19 protein-coding genes are annotated in these 17,070 nt (G+C 59.9%); 7 read left to right on the top strand and 12 right to left on the bottom strand.

Annotation, left to right across the window (positions count from 1 at the left end; all coding sequences use genetic code 11):
- Positions 1-11: 11 nt before the first annotated feature.
- From XX99_RS02380 to XX99_RS02370, 3 genes are all read right to left on the bottom strand, one after another.
- The gene (locus XX99_RS02380; RefSeq protein ID WP_082125180.1) at positions 12-1,340 is read right to left on the bottom strand and encodes an RNA polymerase sigma factor; all 1,329 of its coding nucleotides are present in this window, start codon (positions 1,338-1,340) and stop codon (positions 12-14) included.
- A 55-nt stretch (positions 1,341-1,395) separates the two neighbouring features.
- Entirely contained in the window at positions 1,396-1,743 is a 348-nt protein-coding gene (locus XX99_RS02375) for a YciI family protein (RefSeq protein ID WP_050057752.1), read from the bottom strand.
- A 164-nt stretch (positions 1,744-1,907) separates the two neighbouring features.
- A complete protein-coding gene (locus XX99_RS02370) occupies positions 1,908-2,885 on the bottom strand; it encodes a KpsF/GutQ family sugar-phosphate isomerase (protein WP_050057751.1) in 978 nt (325 codons plus the stop codon).
- A gap of 81 nt (positions 2,886-2,966) precedes the next feature.
- Here XX99_RS02370 and XX99_RS02365 point away from each other — a divergent pair, with 81 nt between their 5' ends.
- The 6 genes from XX99_RS02365 to XX99_RS02345 all read left to right on the top strand — a co-directional run bounded on the left by XX99_RS02365 (position 2,967) and on the right by XX99_RS02345 (position 6,400).
- A complete protein-coding gene (locus XX99_RS02365) occupies positions 2,967-3,725 on the top strand; it encodes a TlpA family protein disulfide reductase (RefSeq protein ID WP_050057750.1) in 759 nt (252 codons plus the stop codon).
- Positions 3,722-4,240 (top strand): protein-disulfide reductase DsbD domain-containing protein, encoded by a 519-nt coding sequence (locus XX99_RS02360; protein WP_050057749.1) that lies wholly within the window; start codon positions 3,722-3,724, stop codon positions 4,238-4,240. The genes XX99_RS02365 and XX99_RS02360 overlap by 4 nt, the downstream gene beginning before the upstream one ends.
- A 159-nt stretch (positions 4,241-4,399) precedes the next feature.
- Positions 4,400-5,179: an SPFH domain-containing protein gene (locus XX99_RS02355; protein ID WP_197081813.1), complete on the top strand. Its 780-nt coding sequence runs from the start codon at positions 4,400-4,402 to the stop codon at positions 5,177-5,179.
- Positions 5,176-5,370 (top strand): SPFH domain-containing protein, encoded by a 195-nt coding sequence (locus tag XX99_RS27580; RefSeq protein ID WP_197081812.1) that lies wholly within the window; start codon positions 5,176-5,178, stop codon positions 5,368-5,370. Before XX99_RS02355 ends, XX99_RS27580 begins: the two co-directional genes overlap by 4 nt.
- A 9-nt stretch (positions 5,371-5,379) precedes the next feature.
- Positions 5,380-5,580 (top strand): hypothetical protein, encoded by a 201-nt coding sequence (locus XX99_RS02350; protein WP_050057748.1) that lies wholly within the window; start codon positions 5,380-5,382, stop codon positions 5,578-5,580.
- Positions 5,581-5,614: 34 nt separating this feature from the next.
- Complete coding sequence (locus XX99_RS02345) at positions 5,615-6,400, top strand: carbohydrate-binding family 9-like protein (protein WP_231581116.1); 786 nt, start codon at positions 5,615-5,617, stop codon at positions 6,398-6,400.
- Positions 6,401-6,525: 125 nt separating this feature from the next.
- Here the strand turns inward: XX99_RS02345 and gltX are convergent, their stop codons facing one another.
- The 6 genes from gltX to ispD all read right to left on the bottom strand — a co-directional run bounded on the left by gltX (position 6,526) and on the right by ispD (position 12,367).
- Positions 6,526-7,992, bottom strand: coding sequence for a glutamate--tRNA ligase (gene gltX, locus XX99_RS02340; RefSeq protein ID WP_050057747.1), 1,467 nt, complete (start codon positions 7,990-7,992; stop codon positions 6,526-6,528).
- A gap of 83 nt (positions 7,993-8,075) precedes the next feature.
- A complete protein-coding gene (locus XX99_RS02335; protein WP_050057746.1) occupies positions 8,076-8,504 on the bottom strand; it encodes a type II toxin-antitoxin system VapC family toxin in 429 nt (142 codons plus the stop codon).
- Complete coding sequence (locus XX99_RS02330; RefSeq protein ID WP_050057745.1) at positions 8,505-8,792, bottom strand: type II toxin-antitoxin system Phd/YefM family antitoxin; 288 nt, start codon at positions 8,790-8,792, stop codon at positions 8,505-8,507.
- 49 nt (positions 8,793-8,841) lie between these two features.
- Positions 8,842-10,677: a M14 family metallopeptidase gene (locus tag XX99_RS02325; RefSeq protein ID WP_050058082.1), complete on the bottom strand. Its 1,836-nt coding sequence runs from the start codon at positions 10,675-10,677 to the stop codon at positions 8,842-8,844.
- Between the two features lie 258 nt (positions 10,678-10,935).
- A complete protein-coding gene (gene ispF / locus XX99_RS02320) occupies positions 10,936-11,553 on the bottom strand; it encodes a 2-C-methyl-D-erythritol 2,4-cyclodiphosphate synthase (protein ID WP_050057744.1) in 618 nt (205 codons plus the stop codon).
- 106 nt (positions 11,554-11,659) lie between these two features.
- Complete coding sequence (gene ispD / locus XX99_RS02315; RefSeq protein ID WP_050057743.1) at positions 11,660-12,367, bottom strand: 2-C-methyl-D-erythritol 4-phosphate cytidylyltransferase; 708 nt, start codon at positions 12,365-12,367, stop codon at positions 11,660-11,662.
- 495 nt (positions 12,368-12,862) lie between these two features.
- Between ispD and aceE the strand changes: the two genes are divergently transcribed.
- Complete coding sequence (gene aceE / locus XX99_RS02310) at positions 12,863-15,562, top strand: pyruvate dehydrogenase (acetyl-transferring), homodimeric type (RefSeq protein WP_050057742.1); 2,700 nt, start codon at positions 12,863-12,865, stop codon at positions 15,560-15,562.
- Positions 15,563-15,765: 203 nt separating this feature from the next.
- On the opposite strand, the gene XX99_RS02305 is transcribed toward aceE, so the two are convergent.
- Genes XX99_RS02305 through XX99_RS02295 form a run of 3 tightly spaced genes read right to left on the bottom strand, consistent with a single transcriptional unit; the run spans position 15,766 to position 17,026 of the window.
- Positions 15,766-16,155 carry a BrnA antitoxin family protein gene (locus tag XX99_RS02305; protein WP_050057741.1) on the bottom strand — a complete coding sequence of 130 codons (390 nt, stop codon included), beginning with the start codon at positions 16,153-16,155 and terminating at the stop codon, positions 15,766-15,768.
- On the bottom strand, positions 16,139-16,426 hold the full coding sequence (locus tag XX99_RS02300; protein ID WP_050057740.1) for a BrnT family toxin: 288 nt from the start codon (positions 16,424-16,426) through the stop codon (positions 16,139-16,141). Before XX99_RS02300 ends, XX99_RS02305 begins: the two co-directional genes overlap by 17 nt.
- A gap of 54 nt (positions 16,427-16,480) precedes the next feature.
- Positions 16,481-17,026, bottom strand: coding sequence for a KdsC family phosphatase (locus XX99_RS02295; RefSeq protein WP_050057739.1), 546 nt, complete (start codon positions 17,024-17,026; stop codon positions 16,481-16,483).
- Positions 17,027-17,070: the final 44 nt, after the last annotated feature.

The raw sequence follows: 17,070 nt of genomic DNA, 5'->3' as shown, positions 1-17,070 counted from the left end.
CGACGATTCTTCTATCGGCGTTTCTTCGCCGCATCGTCCTCGTCGGCATTCTCAAGCCCATCGATGCAGCCAGAGAACTCTCGCCCGAGCCTGGTGCGACGGCCTTCGAGGAAGCGGCGCACGGCGGGATCGCGCTCCAGCCCAATGGCGATCTCATAAGCATGAAGCGCCGGCTCGAACGCGCCAGTCCCGGCCAGCAGGGCCGCGCGCGCCGCCCAGTACGGCTGGTATTCCGCCAGGCCGGCGTCGTGGGGCGGAGGCATGGCATCGAGCCCGGCTTGTGCTCCTTCTGACTCGGCAATGGCCAGAGCGCGGTTGATAGCGACGACCGGCGAAGCGGTGAGAGCAAAGAGCGAATCATAAAGCTGCAACACCGCCTCCCAGTTGCCGCGGCCGGTGCGGAGACGATGGACGTGAGCCGACTGCACGGCCGCTTCGAGCTGGTAGCGTCCGATGCGCTCCTCTCTTTGGGCGCGATGCAGAAGCGATTCAGCCTCCGTGATCATGGCGGAATTCCAGAGCAAGGCATCCTGATCGGCGAGCGGAATGTATTCGCCTTGCCCATTGCGGCGGGCTGGACGGCGAGCCTCAGCATGCAGCATCAGAGCGAGAAGCCCCAAAGCCTCGGGCTCAGCAGGCATCAGTTCCACAACCAGACGAGCCAGAAAAAATGCCTCCTCGGTCAGATCGCGACGGGCAGGGTCGGTACCGGCAGCGTCGATCCAGCCTTCGGCAAAAGCCGCGTAGATGGCTTCGAGCACCGTCCCGAGGCGAGCGGGCAGATCGTCGCGTTCGGGAATGCGAAAGGGGATGCCGGCCTCGCGGATCTTGCTCTTGGCGCGGACCAGGCGCTTGCCCATCGTGGCCGGAGAGACGAGAAACGCAGTGGCGATGGTGGCCGCATCGAGCCCGAGGATCACCTGCAGGATTAAAGGAGCACGGACGGTGGCTTCGATGGCGGGGTGCGCGCAGGCGAACATCAAAGCCAGCCGCCGGTCGGGAATATGGGGATCGAGCGGAGTATCTGCGCCGAGCGTGGCTGCGATCCGGTCGATGTCCTCATCGACCACGCCGCTGGCCTGACGGCGTCGAGCGGTATCGATGGATTTTCGGCGAGCCACAGTGAGCAGCCACGCTTCGGGATTCGCCGGGCAGCCGTTCTTCGGCCAGTGGAGCAGCGCCGAAGCAAATGCTTCGGACAGCGCATCTTCGGCAGCGGCTACATCGCGGGTGCTCGCCGCGAGAAAGGCCACCAGCTTTCCATAGCTGCGGCGCGCAACATCCTCCGCGGTATTGCGCGCCTGGGCCTGGATCTCGCTGAACGGCCCCGTTGTCTCCATTGTCGTCGTCTCCATCATCGACTTCCGGGGTTCCATTGGCAGCGTGCGAGGCCGCTTACATGCTCCAGAGCGGACGCACCTCGACGACACCGTGGTTGGCGCCGGGGCAGCGAGCCGCCCACGCCAGCGCCGCATCGAGATCGGGAGCTTCAATCAGGTAATAGCCGCCGAGCTGCTCCTTGGAATCGACATAGGGACCATCGAGCACCTGCGCTTTTCCTTCGACGTTGCGAACAGTGGTGGCGGCGGAGATAGGCTGCAGGCGGTTGGAGCCCCGAAGCGCTCCTGCTGTAGTGAGCGCCTGGGTGTAGGCCATGTACGCGGCCATTCCTTGTTCCTGTTCGGACTTCGACATATTCGTCCAGCCGCTTTCCTGCGCGTAAAGCAATAGCAGATATTGCATGGAAGATCTCCTTTTGATTGGTTCCGGATTAGTTTGGCGGCTATGATAGCCCGTCACTTCCATGACGTTCGAGTCTTCGCTGTTTGGACATCGCCTGCAAGAAATCTTTCGCGCTCGATGGGCCGCCTTGATGTGCCGCTTTGATGGGCCCGGATGAGAGCTTTTTAAATCAGCTCCGTGCCCCACAGATCGTGAAGATGAACCACGCCTTCGATCGCTCCCGCACCATCGACGACGACCAGCGAAGTAATCTTGCGCTCCTCCATCGTGTCGAGTGCCCGAACGGCCAGCTCTTCAGCCGAAATAGTGCGCGGGCTGGGATTCATCGCTTCACCGGCCGTCTTCTTCAGGCCCTCGGGGCCTTCCCGTTCGAGCAGGCGTCGAAGATCGCCGTCGCTGAGCACTCCGGCGAGCTTGCCTCCATCCTCCACCGTGGTCATGCCCAGCTTCTTGCGCGACATCTCGTAGATCACATCGGTCATCGGCGTGTCGATCCGGACCTTGGGGATGGCGTCTCCGGCGTGCATGAGCTGGCGGACACGGGCCAGGCGCTTGCCCAGCTTGCCGCCCGGATGAAGATCGGCGAAATCTTCGGCGCGAAAGCCTTTGCGGAGTGAGACGGCGATGGCCAGCGCGTCGCCGAGAGCCAGCATGGCGGTGGTCGATGCGGTGGGCGCAAGGCCCATGCCGCAGGCTTCAGCCGGCACACTGACGTCGAGGGCAACATCGCTCGACCGCGCGAGCGTGGATTCGAGATTGCAGCAGAAGCTGATCAGGGCGTCGCCGATGCGCTTGATATTGACCAGGAGACGGAGAATCTCCTCAGTTTCCCCGCTGGCGGAGAGCGCAACCACCACATCCCCGCGCGCCAGCATGCCCAGGTCGCCATGAACGGCTTCGGCAGGATGCAGAAAAAGCGCGGGGCTGCCGGTCGAGCTAAGCGTAGCCGCGATCTTCTGCGCGATGATGCCGCTCTTACCCATGCCGGTCACGACCACGCGTCCCCGCGACTGTCCGCATTGGAGAATGCACTCGACGGCGCGCTCGAAATCGGCGGCCATGGGGCCTTCGAGCCGGTCGGCCAGCGCCACCAAAGCCTCGGCCTCGATGCGCACCAGACGGGATGGTGTGTGCGGCGTCAAATAGTTGATGCTATCAGAGCTGCCGCATCCTCTAAAATAGTGGTGAAGCTCGCGGTTTTTGCAGTTGGAAGGAATTTGAAGATGACGACGAATGCGCAGACACCTCCCGGGGCGGGAGCGAAGGAAAAAAAGCCGGCGAACCGGAACGTTCTCGTCATTGTCATAGTGTTGGTCGCTCTCGGGCTGATGGGCTGGGCGGGCCTCAAAAATTACCAGCAGCGCAAGCAGCAAGAAGCCAAGTTGAAAGAGTTTCAGGCCATGGTCGTGAAGTCCGGTCCCGCGGAGCAGACTCCGGGACAGCCTGCGGGAGCAGGCACACCCGCAAATGCGGCCGACGACCCGCAGTTCGCCAATCCGCTGGCAGGGAAAATGGCTCCCAATTTCACGCTGAAAGACACCACGGGCAAGAAGGTGTCGCTCTCCAGCTACCGGGGCAAGGCGGTTATCGTAGATTTCTGGGCGACCTGGTGCGCGCCGTGCAAGGTGGAGATCCCCTGGCTCGAAAAGCTGCATGACCAGTACGCGGCTCAGGGGCTCGAAGTGCTCGGCGTCTCCGAGGACGACCTCGACCTGGACGATCCCGCGAAGCTGCTCAAGGAAAAGCAGGAGATCGCCGACTCAGCAACCAAGCTGCACATCAACTATCCGGTTGTGATCGACGACAGCAATGTCGCCAAGCCTTACGGCGGCATCGACGCGCTGCCGACAACTTTCTTCGTAGGCCGCGATGGAATGGTGGTCGCAGCAACTGTAGGACTGGCCGATCGCGACGAAATCGAAGCCGACATCAAGAAGGCGCTCGGCACCGGCAATCCTTCCACCAAAGGCCAATCCGAATGATGCGGATTGTCGCGGCATCCTCCGCGGCTGCCGCAACCGTTGCAGCCGGACTTCTGGCAGTGAGTTTGGGATTTGCGCAGAAGATGCCCTGGCAGACCGGCGACTCGGCGGACGATTCGCACCAGTCGGTGCACTTTCTCTATCCCGAGCAGGTGACGGTGACAGCGAAGAAGGAAAGCGTCGTCGATCTGCACTTCAAGATCAATCCCGGCATGCACATCAACTCGCATGAACCGCGCGAAAAGAGCTTCATCCCCACCCAGCTGATGGTGATCGAACCTCCCGGCCTGACCATCGGACCGGTCGAATTCCCCGCCGGCACCGACTACGCGCTGGCCGCCATGCCCAACGACAAGCTCAGCGTCTACACCGGCGAATTCGTGATCCACGCACACATCCATGCGGCCGCGGGCGAACATCTGCTCGAAGGCGTGCTCCGCTATCAGGCCTGCGACACGAATTCCTGCTATCCGCCGCGCAAGGCTCCAGTAGCCGTGGATGTAATCGCTAAGTAGTTTCTTCCCGATCTTGCGATAATCCGTACTCTTCCATAAAAAGTCTGTCCCTCGCCCGAGCGAAGCCATCAGCCTCGCCCAGAAAATGGTCTTGCCATCGATGCTATTAAAATGATATCACTTCAATAGCATCGATGATTCGATGCGCGAGGTGCGCCGATGAACGCCAATTCTTCCGTTGCTCATCAGGAGCGCGTTGTTTCTGCCATCAAGGGAGCTCCGATGGTGGCCGCGACGATCATTCTGCTTTTTGTCGCCTTGGGGCTGGTCTTCTTCGGAGCGCAGATTGAAATGCCTCTCCTGATGCTGCCGGCTATCCTCATCGTCCTGACCGACGTGGTTCTGCTGAAGGGCTTCTTTACGCTTCAGCCGAACGAGGCGCGGGTGCTGCTGCTCTTCGGCTCGTACAAAGGAACCGTGCGCAGCGATGGTTTTTTCTGGGCCAATCCGTTCTATAGCAACGGAACGGGACAATTCGGCTTCCAGTTCAACGCGCTGCAGGCCAAACTGTCGGCCGGTACTGAAAAGCGCGGGTTGGGACGGAATAAGATCTCCCTGCGGGCGCGCACACTGAATGGCGGCACGCTGAAGGTGAACGATCTGCGCGGCAATCCCATCGAGATCGCCGCCGTGGTCATCTGGCGCGTCGCGGACACAGCGCAGGCCATGTTCGACGTGGACAACTACGAGAACTATGTGGCGACGCAAAGCGAGTCGGCGCTACGGCATCTCGCCAATCTTTATGCATACGACGATGCGAATCCCGAGGACACGACGCTGCGCCGCAATGTGGACGAGGTCTCAGCGGCGTTGTGTAAGGAACTGACTGACCGCCTGTCGAAAGCCGGCGTAGCCGTCGACGAAGCGCGGCTCACGCATCTGGCATACGCGAGCGAGATCGCGCAGGTGATGCTGCGCAGCAGCAGGCAGACGCCGTGATCGCTGCCCGGCAGAAGATCGTGCAGGGCGCGGTGAGCATGGTCGACATGGCGCTGAAGGAACTGGCCAGCAAAGAGGTAGTGCAGCTCGATGACGAGCGCCGGGCAGCAATGGTGAGCAACTTAATGGTCGTGTTGTGCGCGGAGTCGGAGGTTCATCCCGTGGTCAATGCCGGCACGCTGTACAACTAGGCCGACGGAATGGCAGAACGCAAACCATTTCTGTTGCGCATCGATCCCGCGCTGTGGACCGACCTGGAAGCCTGGGCGCAGGCCGAACTGCGCAGCGTGAACGGACAGATCGAGTACATCCTGCGCCAGGCAGTCAATAAGCGGAAAGGCGAAAAGAGTCGTCGCGGCGACACTGCCGAGAGCGACTCATCAAGAGGGGAGCCCTCTTAGCTGGCGATCATGCGATCGATGATACAAATCGAAAATGATGGTACGTAATTGGGTCATTGGTCTCATAGGAACGTTCGCGGTCTTTGCTCCCGCGCAGCAGCAGGATTTATTCAAGCCGTTACCGCCGATGCGGTGGACTCCCAGGCATTACGAGTGCCTGCGCACGAACCAAAAATTCCATATCGACGGCAAGCTCGATGAAAAAGACTGGCAGAAGGCTCCCTGGACAGACAGCTTTCTCGATATCGAGGGTTCGGACAAGCCTGCGCCCATCTACCGGACGCGCATGAAGATGCTGTGGGACGACGAGTATCTCTACATCGGCGCGGAGATGGAAGAGCCGGATGTGAAAGCAACGCTGACCAAACACGACTCCGTCATCTTCCACGACAACGACTTCGAGGCATTCCTCAAGCCGCGGGCTACTGAGAGCGGATACTTCGAATTCGAGATCAATGCGCTCAACACCGGCTGGGATCTCTATCTGAACAAACCGTATCGAGAAGGCGGCAAAGCGGACAACAGCTGGGATAGTACAGGATTGAAGACGGCAGTGACCGTGCAGGGCACGCTAAATAATTCCGCTGACCGGGACCACGGCTGGACAGTCGAGATCGCGCTTCCCTGGAAGGGATTCGACAGCCGGCAGCCGGTCTCCGCACCAAAACCCGGCGCCATGTGGCGCGCAAACTTCAGCCGCGTCGAGTGGATCGCCGGACATCCCCGCGAAGAAAATTGGGTATGGTCGCCGCAGGGCGTGATCAACATGCACGTCCCCGATCGCTGGGGATATCTCGAGTTTCGCGACAGCAAGGACTAGAGGCAAACGCCGCACTTCAAAAGCTAACCGTCATTCTGACGAGCAACGCGAGGAAGAATCTCAACGATGACCGATCGACAACGTCGCTGAGATTCTCCCCTCTGCGCTCAATAATGACGAGCACTCTACTTCTTCTGCCCAGCCGATTTCTTTTGCGCATCGAGAAAGCGGCGCAACCGGTCCAGCGTGCGAGCTTTGCCAAAGACAACCATGCTCTCCAGCAGCGGGGGGCTCATCGTGCTGCCGGTAAGGATCGCGCGCAGCAGCATGAAATTCTCCTTGACCAGCCAGCCATGGGAGTCGCCAAGCTGCTTGAGCGCGGGTTCAAGAGCCGCAGTCGTCCAGTCGGTGGCTTCGAGCAGAGTGAGCTGCTCGACCACAAAGGCCAGCGTCTCCTCGAGGGTCCGCTTCTTAGGGAGGAAGACCTCTGGAGCTGGAAGAATATCGTCGGCAAAGAAGAAACCGGTAAGGTCGCCGAACTGGCCGAGAGTCTCGATCCGGGTCTGGATGAGCGCGGCAATCTCCTTGAGGTAATCGTCTGCAAGCACAGTCGAGCGCAGCGCCGTATAGAAATCATCGGGAGAAAGCGCGCGGAGATATTCGCCGTTAAGCCACTTGAGCTTGGTGAGATCGAAGACCGGGCCGCCCAGACGGATGTTCTTGATGCTGAAGTGCTGGATCATCTCCTCTAGAGTGAACTTCTCGGTGGAGTTATTGATATCCGCGGGCATCCCGCCGCCCATCAGGCCAAGGAAGTTGAGGACGGTCTGGGGCAGGAAGCCTGCCTGGCGGTAATAGACCAAAGAAACCGGGTTCTTACGCTTGGAAATCTTGCTCTTGTCCGCATTGCGCAGCAGAGGCATATGCCAGAAGCGCGGCAGCTCCCACCCGAAGAACTGGTAGAGCAGGACGTGTTTCGGGGTGGACGAGATCCACTCCTCGGCACGAATCACGTCGGTGATCTGCATGAGGTGATCGTCGACAACGTTGGCCAGGTGATACGTCGGGAAACCATCGGACTTCATCAGCACCTGATCGTCGACATTCGTGTGCTCGAAGGTGATATCCCCGCGCAGCTCGTCGCGAAAGGTCGTCGAGCCTTCCCACGGCACCCTCATGCGAATGACGAACGGCTTTCCTGCGGCGAGATTCGACTCAATCGTCGCTTCAGATAACTTGCGGCAGATGCCGGCATAACGTGGAGCCATCTTGGCAGCGATCTGCTGCTTGCGCGATGCCTCCAGCTCTTCCGGGGTGCAGAAGCAGCGGTACGCGGCGCCATTCGCAAGCAGGATCTCGGCATGCTTCTGATAGATCTCCGTGCGTTCCGATTGGCGATAGGGACCGAATGGGCCGCCGACATCAGGCCCCTCGTCCCAGGACAGCCCGATCCAGCGCAGGGCGTCGAAGATCATCTGCTCGGAGGTGGGAACGAAGCGGGTGCGGTCGGTGTCCTCGATGCGGAGAACGAATTTCCCACCACCCTGCCGGGCGACGAGGAAATTGATGAGACCAATGTAGGCCGTGCCGACGTGAGGATCCCCAGTGGGCGACGGGGCAATGCGGACGCGAGGTGTGCTGGAGAGTGACATTTCGTTGTTGGGAATCAACTTTCGATGCTAGGGAGTGTGAGGGGACGAGTCAAGCGCTGGTGTTTCTCGAATCCACCTGGGGTTCAGGAGAGAATCGCGTGAAAGCCGAGTTGACTTGCCGCGCTGATGAGCTGCTTGTCTCCCGAGATGAAGGGCCGGTGAGTGGGCCGGTCCATGCACCATGCAAGCGCCGCAGCCAGTTGGAGAGCATCCGCGGCCTTGAGAGGAAAACGATCGATAAGCGCTTCTGCCTGCGCGCGGAGAGGCTCGGTGGGTTGAAGCTCGCGCCAGGAGAGACGTAGCTGATCTAAAGCCTGGCGCGCGCCGAGATGTTCTATTTCCGTGAGTTCGCCCATGCGGAGGAGGCGAGCAAAAGCGGCACGCATCTCGGCCGGCGTAGACCACCACACGACCAATCCATATTGCAGAGTGAGCTCACGGACAGTTTTGCTGGGCTGCTGCCGGACGCACAGAGGAACCAGGGAGCTCGAGTCCCAGAAGGCTAACTGCATCTAGCGATCGCCCCGGCTTTCGAGAGCAGCTTTCAAGGACGCCTCGGGCGATACCTTCCCTTTTTGCAAAGACCAGAACGAATCCCAATTCATCTTCCGTTCAGGGAGACGCATCGCACCTGAGGCGACGAGCTGCGTCTCCTCTTCGGCTGCATTTTCCAGATGGAAAGGCAGAATGCGAGCGATGGGCTGGTTGCGGTCACGAATGACGACCTCTTCCCCGTTTCGAACGTATTGCAGATAAGCGCTCAACTGATTCTTGAGGTCGCCAATATTGACCGTGCGCATAATTCAATCCTATCCGATCATGGCCAAGTTAGCTACATTCTAGGGAGGGCTACTTCTGCAACGGAACCCCATCCACCTTCAGCAACCGCCCAACCGGATACTGTCCAACTTCATTGGCTTCGCCCCACGGCGAGCGCTGATAGAAGAAGTCGAGGCGAGCATAAGGATTGGCTGCAAATTCCGGGTCGCTCGTGATTTTGCGCTCGAATTCCTCTTGCAGCTTGGGGTCTTTCGCCATCATCTCGCGAGCCAGCTTCTCGCCCACATACGCTTCGCCATATTCCTTCTGCTCGAAGATGGAATCAAAGAACCCCCAGGCCATCGCCGAGTCGGGTCCAGCGGGTTCCAGCCACTGTAAAACCACCTTCGACAGTCGCTGATTCAACTCGATCACGGCCGAGCCAGCTGGATATGTAACCGTCTCAGTGACAAGATCGCAATGGCCGAATTTCCCTGGCTGCTGCGCGCCTTCACCAGGAAAGAGAGGATGGCGGCCTTCGAAGGGCGCGCGGTTCCATTGCATGCCAGTGCAGTGATAGGTCTCGACCGAGCCGGTCCACGGTACGGCAGTGCGCTCGATCGCGACCTGATGCGCGGCGAGCACGTCGATGACCTGCGTCCACTGGCGGGGAATGATGTAGGCCGCAGGCGGCGCGGTGGAGGCCGTCACCTTAACGCCGGTAGCCATGGGCAGCGAAACATCCCAGGGCTCATGCGAGTACTTGACCCACATCGTGCCTGATATCTCGCTCAGCTGCCGCGTGTACTTGTAGCCGCGAAAGAGGAACGGAGTCGTCTCGCCGCCCCATTCGAGCTTCAGCGGAAACTGCTGGTTACCGAGCGGGTGCGCGCCAAGCCGGCTGGCATCCGCATCGGCATCGGCATTCAGCTTGATCAGCTTGTCGGCATCGCGATTCACCAGCGCCATCAGGCTTTTCAGCAGCTCGTAGTTGCCAGTAACGCGGGTCTTGTAATCCTTGATCATGTGCAGCTCAACCAGCATGCTGGGACGGTTTTCCAGCAGCACGTAGCCGGTGGAGAAGCGCGGCGGATCGTCGTTGAAGCCTAGGCCCTTGGCGGGATCGGTGTCGTCGTTGAGCGTGATGTAGGTGGGAGAAGCAAGATGGCCGGGCGCCGCGTCGACATCCTTCTCCAGCGTGGGCGTAACGACGCTCTCGATCCAGTGCGCGGTGGGCGCGTAAACATTGGGGCCATCGTCAATGGTGAAGGTCACGTCGTACTGGTAATCGGCGCCGTCCGTCACGTGGTCATCGACGAAGAAATCGGGCAGCCATTCATGAAACATCTTCATGAAGGCGCGAGTCTCCGGCGTATCGGCCTTCAGGTAGTCGCGATTGAGGTTGAGGTTCGTGCCGTTGCCGCGCCAGCCCATCACATCAGGTCCGTTCTGGTTGATGCGGTTGTAGGGTGAGCGCCGCTCATGGCCGTCGGCGTTATACATGGGAATGAAGACAAAGACGGCGTTGTCGAGCAGCTTGGCCTGGGTCTTCGCGATCACCATGTCGCGCAGCAGCGCGAGGCAGGAGTCTTTGCCGTCCATCTCACCGGCGTGAATGGAGTTCTGCACCAGCACGATGGGACGGTGCGAGGCATGAATGCGAGCCGGATCGAAGTCACCATTCTTCGAAGCAATGACGATGTCCAGCTCCCTGCCCTCGCCGGTGGTGCCAAAGGGCTCGATCTTGACCTGACCCGGAGCAGCCGCGGCAATGCGGTTGAGATACGCCATCGTGTCGGCGTAGTTGGGAGTGGTCTGATAGTTGGATTTCTCTGCAGGGGTCTGCCAATCGGCGGGAGTTTGAGCAGACGCGAAGGCGAGGCAGGCAGTGGCCAACAAAAGAGAAGCAAGCGGCTTCGAAGTCATACGATCTCCGGAACAGATCTGGTGCAGCGGATGATACAGGAGGCTCCGCAGCAGATGAGAGCCGCACGTTTCTCGAGCTCCGAAGCCCGTACGCCTCTCGAAGCCAAGCCCCTCAAAAGACATTGCTGCGAAAGTGGAACGAAGACCTCTCCGCTCGCCGATAGTGACAAGACCCGCGACCTACCTCAAGTGCCGAGGCCGCCATAAAAAGATGGCGCTAAATAGGCGCGAAGCGCGGATGCCTGGACGGCCAGTCCCCTAGGTGATGTCTTCGGTGTCGTAGACCGGCTTGATCACGGCGCGCGGCTCGACGCCGTGTACCTGGCTCACCAGATCCTTCACCACATCTTCGAGCTGCTTCTGGTTTTCGATGACCGCGGTCATGCTCTGCAACCCGAGCGTGTCTTCGGCCTTCTCCAGCAGAACGACGGCATGCGCCTGGGCGACATGATCGGCGTTAAGACCTTCAGGGGTTTTGGCCTTGATGCCTACGTCGAAAGGTTTGACGCCCAGCAGCTCGGCAACTCGTTCGCGCAGTTCCGCCGCAATCGGACCGATCTTAGGCGCGGCCAAGACCAGCGTGGTGTCGAGATTCAGAATGCGATAGCCGGCATTCCGGATCTCTTCAAGCGCCAGGTTCAGAAAGATAGAGGAGTCGGCATCTTTCCAGCGCGGATCGCCCGGAGGAAAGAAGCTGCCGATGTCTCCTGCGGAGACAGCTCCGAGCAGCGCGTCGGTAATGGCGTGGAGCAGCACGTCGCCGTCGGAGTGGCCGGCCAGGCCCTCGGGATGTTCGATAGCCAGGCCGCCGATCTTGAGCGGCACGCCCGGCTTGAATGCATGCGAATCCCAGCCATATCCAATTCTGATATTCATCTTCTTCCCGTCTGTTCAGGCCTGTCTGTTCAGAATAGTGCAAAAGCCGGTCGGGGAATGCTTCCCCACGCCTCAAAAGCGAGACATCGGACTCCCGTCGATCGAATTATCGGCGCAGATAGAACTCGGCCAGTTCGAGATCGCCCGGCTGCGTGATTTTGAAGTTCGCCGGCGAGCCCTGCACCACAGCCACCTGCGCCCCGGCACGCTCGACCACGCTGGCTTCGTCAGTTCCGATGAAGCCGTCGGCCGCAGCTTCAGCAAAAGCGCGCTTGAGCAGATGATAGCGAAAGCCCTGCGGCGTCTGAGCCTGCACAATGTACTCGCGCGGAATGGTCGAGGTGATGATGGCGCCGTCGGCGGTGCGTTCCACCTGCTTGATCGTGTCCACCGCAGGCAATCCGACGATGGCAGCGTCGTGCTTCTCGACGGCGTGGATCGTCCGCTGAATGGTGGCGGCATCGATCAGGGGACGAACCGCATCATGCACCAGAACGATGTCATCAGCATCGCATTCGAGAGCGGCAAGAGCGTTGGCGACACTCTCCTGGCGATGGTCGCCGCCTTCGACAACACGCACCCGGTCGGAAAAGCCGTACTCCTTCACCTGGGCCGCAAGGCGTTCCATTTCGGCGGGCCGAACGGCGACATACATCGCCGCCACCTCAGGCACGGCAGCAAAAGCCCGCAGGGTATGAATCAAAACGGGAGTGCCCGCCAGCTCAAGGAACTGCTTGGGAGCGGCAGAGGCAGAGTGACCCGCGGCCATGCGGGTGCCGATGCCGGCAGCAGGAAGAATCACATATACGCGCATGAACAGTGGAGTATATCAGCTAAAGCCCGGGTAGCTGAAAAGCGGCTAGCGAAAACACTGGAGGCGTAGACCCGATAAGCAATGGTTCTGTTGAATCTCACGCTCCCACTTGGAAGTTGTCATCCTGAGCGAGCAAAGCGAGTCGAAGGACCTGCAGTTTGCCGGCGCAATCACGAATTTCATGCTCGATACACACATTCTTGAGCCCAAGAGTGTGTACAGTCACTGCCCCATAACCAGTCAAGCTCCCCGCAAATCAAAAAAATGAACTGCCCTCAAACATCAAGAGAACACGAGAAAATGCGAAATGGCCGCGCCTTCTCCAGCGCTTCACCCCAGACCGTATTTCCCCTGGCCGGACTTTCGCTGACCGTTTTTTAGCCAGCCGCCGTTCAGCCACCCGCCTTTTAGCCAACCGCTCCTCAGCTATACTTATCTGTTCGCCACCACAACTAATCCAAGCCCGCCGGCAGGCAGCAAACGAGTCGAATCCTCATGAGCACAAAAGCAGAAATTCCCGTTCAGGCAGACTTTACCGCTGAGGTCCAGGAGTGGATCGAAGCCTTTGACCAGGTTGTCTTCGCCGAAGGCCACGAACAGGGCGCCGAGCTCCTCGACGCGCTGCGCAAGCGGGCCCGCGAGGCGGGCATCACCGCTCCAAGCGAGCTAACCACGCCCTACATGAACACCATCCCCAAGCATGAGGAAGAGCCCTACCCCGGCGACCGCGACCTGGAACGCCGCGTGGAAGCGCTCATCCGCTGGAACGCGATGGCCATGGTGCATGGCCAGAACAAGAAGGATGCCGGCATCGGCGGTCACATCGCGACCTACTCTTCGCTGGCCACGCTGCTCGAAGTGGGCTTCAACCACTTCTTCCACGCCACCTACCCTTCGCAGAACGGCGGCGATCAGCCGGGCGACTTCATCTACTTCCAGGGACACGCCTCGCCGGGCGTGTACGCGCGGGCATATCTGGAAGGCCGCTTCGACGACCAGCGGCTGCAGAACTTCCGCCATGAACTCCGCGGCGAGCCGGGGCTCTCGTCCTATCCGCATCCCTGGCTGATGCCGGATTTCTGGCGCTTCCCCACGGTATCGATGGGCATCGGACCCCTGAATGCGATCTACCAGGCGCGGTTCATGCGCTATCTCGAGAATCGCAACCTGATCGAGAAGACTCCACGCAAGGTGTGGGCCTTCGTCGGCGACGGTGAGACTGGTGAAGTCGACACGCTGGGCGCCATCCCCATCGCGACACGCGAAAAGCTCGACAACCTGATCTTCGTCGTCAACTGCAACCTGCAGCGGCTGGACGGGCCCGTGAGCGGCAACAAGCGCATCATCGACGAGCTCGAAGGCGTCTTCCGCGGCGCGGGCTGGAATGTCATCAAAGTTGTCTGGGGCAGCGACTGGGACAAGCTCTTCGAACGCGACCACACCGGGCTGCTGTTGAAGCGCATGGAAGAGTGCGTGGACGGCGACTACCAGGCGTTCAAGGCCAAGGGCGGCGCGTACCTGCGGCAACACTTCTTCGGGAAGTATCCCGAGCTGCTGAAGCTGGTGGAAGACATGACCGACGATCAACTGGCCGCACTGCACCGCGGCGGCCACGATCCGGCGAAAATCTTCAACGCCTACAAGCGCGCGATTGAGCACACCGGCAGCCCGACCGTCATCCTGGCCAAGACGGTCAAGGGATACGGGCTAGGCTCCACGCAGGCGCGTAACGCCTCGCACCAGGAAAAGAAGCTGACCGATGAGGGTGTGACCGCCTTCATCAAGCAGTTCGACATTCCGATTCCAGAAGAACAGGCGAAGCAGGGCAAGCCATGGCGTCCGGCGCAGGACGCACCCGAGATTGTCTATCTGCAAACACGGCGCAAGGAGCTGGGCGGCTACATGCCGCGACGCGAGGTGCCCGCGCTCAACTTCAAGGCACCCGAGCTGGAGTATTTCGGCGAATGGACGGCCGGATCGAAGGGACGCGAGGTCTCGACCACCATGGGCTTCGTCAGCATCCTGCGGCATCTGCTCAAGGATCCGGAGATCGGCAAGCTGATCGTACCCATTGTCCCCGATGAGGGCCGCACCTTCGGCCTCGAATCGGCCATCCGCCAGGTAGGCATCTACGCCAGCGAGGGACAGAAGTACATTCCCCACGACTCGGACATGCTGCTTTCCTACCGCGAAGAGAAGGACGGCCAGATTCTGGAAGAAGGCATTACCGAGGCCGGATCGATGGCTTCGTTCACGGCTGCCGGCACGGCCTACTCGAACTACCGCCTGCCCACGATTCCCTTCTACATGTATTACTCGATGTTCGGCTTTCAGCGCGTAGGCGACATGATCTGGGCCTTCGCCGACTCGCGCGGCAAGGGCTTCCTGATGGGCGGCACCGCCGGACGCACCACCATGCTCGGCGAAGGACTGCAGCATCAGGACGGCCACAGCCATGTACTGGCCTCGACGGTGCCCACCTGCCTCAGCTACGATCCGGCGTACGTCTACGAGCTGGCGACGATTCTGCAGGACGGCATCCGCCGCATGTACCAGGAGAACGAGCAGATCTTCTACTACATCACCATGTACAACGAAGATTACGCGATGCCCGCCATGCCCGAGGGCGCAAAGGAAGGTATCGTACGCGGCATCTACAAATTCAAGGCTGCGGAGAAGGGCAAGGCCACGGCCAAAGCTCCTGTAGCCCAGCTCTTCGGCTCGGGGCCGATCCTGAATGAAGTGGTGAAAGCTCAGGACATTCTCGCCGAGAAGTATAGTGTGCAGGCCGACGTGTGGAGCGTGACCAGCTACAACGAGCTGCGCCGCGACGCACTCACGGTCGAGCGCTGGAACCGGCTGCATCCCGCCGAACCCGAGAAGACGCCGTACATTCTCACCGCACTCAATGGATCGAAGGGACCGATCATCGCCGCCAGCGACTACATGAAGTCGATACCGGACTCGCTGGCTCCCTGGCTGCTCGACCGCCTCGTAACCCTCGGTACTGACGGCTTCGGACGCAGCGACAACCGCGAGCATCTGCGCCGCCACTTCGAGGTCAACGCGGAATCGATCGTCGCAGCCACGCTCTCGAAGCTAGCCCGCGACGGCAAGTTCGACGCCAAGAAAGCCCAGGCAGCGTTTGCGGAGCTAGGCGTAGATACGGAAAAGATCGACGCAGCGAAAGCGTAAGCCCTCATCCCATACCAACAAAAAGCGCCTGCCTCGGCAGGCGCTTTTTGTTGCTCACAAAGTTTTGGTCTTAGGAAGGTACGGTCTTCAGGCCGTACGTAAATCAAGCAAAACGAATGCGGCTTTAGCCACTGAGGAAATGCACTGCTCGTCGAACAGTGTTCGTAATCAATCTCAACCGACCCATGTCGACAGACGCTTCGTTATTTGCTCCCACCCGCGGAAACAATCTTCTTCGCTGCTGGAGATTTAACCGCAGCGCGAAGTTCGGCAATCATTTTCGCTCGAAGCAACTGGTTTGCCGTGGTCTGATAGCCCTTGCCCTCCGGTCCAGCCTTCGACTTCAGCCACTCGATCACATCCGCATCCAGGCGCATAGTCACGGGCCTCTTTACCGGACGATAGAACATTCTGCGAATGCCTCGTTCGCGCCAGACGGATTCCGGCAACTCTGGAATGTCCGAGGTGTCGATCTGATCGTCGGGCAGCGCATCAAGGGCATCGAGCTGCTGCAACTGATCTTTGGTGAGTCGTGCCGCGGGATTGAATTCTCGCCGCACGATTCTCGTCGCGTTTTTATCCGCCTTCTTCATATCTTCTCCGCTCGCTCGGCGTCGCTTTTCTGGCCGAGATGATGCGTACAAACGTGTCCGCATCATCGTTTCGGATCGTGTGGACAACCAGCAATACACGTCTATGTTCTATTCGTCCGATGATGTGCCATCGCTGCTCACCGTCAATTTCGCGGTCCCAGATCACTAGCGCCATGGGATCGTAGAAGGCGAACTTTGCAGTGTCGAAATCGACCCCGTGCTTCAACAGGTTTTTGCGGTCTTTCGCTTCATCCCATTCGAAGTGGATCATAAATTGATCTTACGTAATCATTGTACACAATTGTACGTACATGAATTGACGGTTTTACGCCAAAGCCTTCGGCACCGCTTCTTCCCATCGCCCTTGCGCTTTCAAAATGAGCTCGATGACTTCCCTCGCCGAGCCATGTCCACCGCCGAGTTTCGTCACGTAGTGGCTGACGTCCTTGAGCTCGGGAACAGCGTTGGCGACGGCGATGGCCAGTCCGGCGCGTTGCGCGAGCGGCATGTCCGGAAGGTCGTCGCCCATGTAGGCGGTCTCTTCCTCGGTCACGCCCGCCTTCTGGATGCACTCTTCCCAGGCCTGGGTCTTGGTCGCCTGGCCTAGATAGACATAGTCAACCGATAGCTCGTTCGCGCGCTGCTGCACCGCAGGCGACTTGCGGCCGGTGATGAATCCGGTCTTGAGGCCCATGATGTGGGCCAGCTTCAGACCCGCGCCGTCGGCTGCGTTAAAGACCTTCATCTCGGCGACGCCGCCGCCATCAGGCAGCGAGATGAGGCAGACACCGCCGTCAGTGAGAGTGCCATCAACGTCCATGAGAAAGAGCTTGATGCGGCGGGCGCGGTCATAGAGTGAAATGTCGGACATGCACTCCATCTTATCGTCCTGCGGCGCGCCCGCCGCTTCCCATC

The organism is Silvibacterium bohemicum (assembly GCF_001006305.1).
GTDB lineage: Bacteria > Acidobacteriota > Terriglobia > Terriglobales > Acidobacteriaceae > Silvibacterium > Silvibacterium bohemicum.
Note: the sequence above shows the minus strand (reverse complement) of the source record. Positions and strands in the feature narration are given on the sequence as shown.